This window comes from Micrococcus sp. LASM2_SD2 (genome assembly GCF_057364565.1).
Window position 1 is genome coordinate 1 of the sequence record NZ_JBNFOB010000338.1, and the last position, 1,721, is coordinate 1,721.

At 75.2% G+C, this 1,721-nt stretch carries 1 protein-coding gene and 1 pseudogene; both read left to right on the top strand.

Going from position 1 to position 1,721, the window contains the following annotated elements:
• Positions 1 to 88 precede the first annotated feature (88 nt).
• The gene (locus AC2W7A_RS12140) at positions 89 to 790 is read left to right on the top strand and encodes a GNAT family N-acetyltransferase (RefSeq protein WP_485991567.1); all 702 of its coding nucleotides are present in this window, start codon (positions 89 to 91) and stop codon (positions 788 to 790) included.
• Positions 791 to 800: 10 nt separating this feature from the next.
• A pseudogene (tsaD, locus tag AC2W7A_RS12145) lies at positions 801 to 1,721 on the top strand (tRNA (adenosine(37)-N6)-threonylcarbamoyltransferase complex transferase subunit TsaD); the annotation flags it as partial.

A 1,721-nucleotide genomic window follows, 5' to 3' on the forward strand; every position in this document is an offset into this window, starting at 1 on the left:
CGCGCGCGCGCCTGCGCCCGCTGACGCCGCTCTACCTGCGTGAGTCCGACGCCAAGGTCCCCGGCCCCCGCAAGCGGGCCACCGCCTGATGGGGGAGGACACCGCTCCGGGCGAGGCCGCAGAGCCCACCGACGAGGTCACGGGACGCCCGGTGACGGCGCCGCCCGGCGAGCCGGACGACGGAGGCGAGGCGGCCGTCGTCGTGCCTGCCGGATTCCTGATCCGGCCGATGACGGTCTGGGACGTGCCCGAGGTGCTGCAGCACGAGCAGACCCTGTTCCCGCTGGACGCGTGGCCGCCGGAGTTCTACGAGGCCGAGCTCGCGCAGTCCGGCCCGCACGGTGCCGTGGACCTGGCCGGACGGCCGACCACCCGTGACTACCGTGTGGTGGTCCGGGACGAGACCGCGGACGTCGCGGCGGGGGAGCACCCGGGGGACATCGTGGGCTACGGCGGGATCATGGTCGCCGGGGACGTGGCCGACGTGCAGACGATCGGCACTGCCGCGCAGGTGCAGGGCCGCGGCCTGGGGGCCGCGCAGCTGGGCTGGATGGTCGCCGAGGCCGCCCTCCGTGGCGCCGAGGCCCTGATGCTCGAGGTCCGTGCCTCCAACGAGCCGGCCCGCCGCCTCTACGAACGCCACGGCTTCGTCCACATCCACACGCGGAGGCGGTACTACCCCGGAGGCGAGGACGCGCTGATCATGCGCCGCGAGCTCGCCGCGCACACCCGCCCCGTGTCGGAGGTGGGGAAGACGCCGGACGGGGAGCCCGGACCGGGACGGACGTAGGATGACAGCCATGCCCACCACCTCCAGCGCCCCCCTCGTGCTCGGCATCGAGACCTCCTGCGACGAGACCGGCGTGGGCATCGTGCGCGGCACGCGGCTGCTGGCGCACGAGGTCGCCTCCTCCGTGGAGGAGCACGTCCGCTTCGGCGGCGTCATCCCGGAGATCGCCGCCCGCGCCCACCTCGAGGCCCTCGTGCCCACGATCCGCCGCGCCCTGGACACCGCCGACGTCACGCTTGAGGACCTCGACGCGATCGCCGTCACCTCCGGCCCGGGTCTGGCGGGCGCCCTCATGGTGGGGGTCTCCGGGGCCAAGGCGCTCGCCGCCGCCACCGGCACGCCCCTCTACGGCCTCAACCACCTCGTGGCGCACGTGGGCGTCGGCATGCTGGACGGCGTGCGGCCCGCGCAGTGGGACGACCTGCCCGCGGACCTGGGCGCGCTGCTGGTCTCCGGCGGGCACACCGAGATCCTGCGCGTGGGCCGCATCAGCTCCGAGGTCGAGTTGCTGGGCTCGACCATCGACGACGCGGCCGGCGAGGCGTACGACAAGGTTGCCAGGCTCATCGGGGCGGGCTACCCGGGGGCCCGTGATCGACCGGCTCGCCGCCGAGGGGCGACCCGACGGCGTTCCGCTTCCCCCGTGGGCTCACCGCGGGCAAGTTCGTCGGCAGCGCCGAGGAGCCCGGCCCGCACCGGCACGACTGGTCTTTCTCCGGGCTGAAGACCGCCGTCTCCCGCGCCGTGGAGCAGTTCGAGGCCCGCGGCCTCGAGGTGCCGCGGGCGGACATCGCCGCCTCCTTCCAGGAGGCCGTCGCGGACGTGATCACCGCCAAGGCCGTCCGCGCCTGCCGCGAGCACGGGCTCACCCACCTGATGCTCGGCGGCGGCGTCGCGGCGAACTCGCGCCTGCGCGCCCTGCTCGCCGACC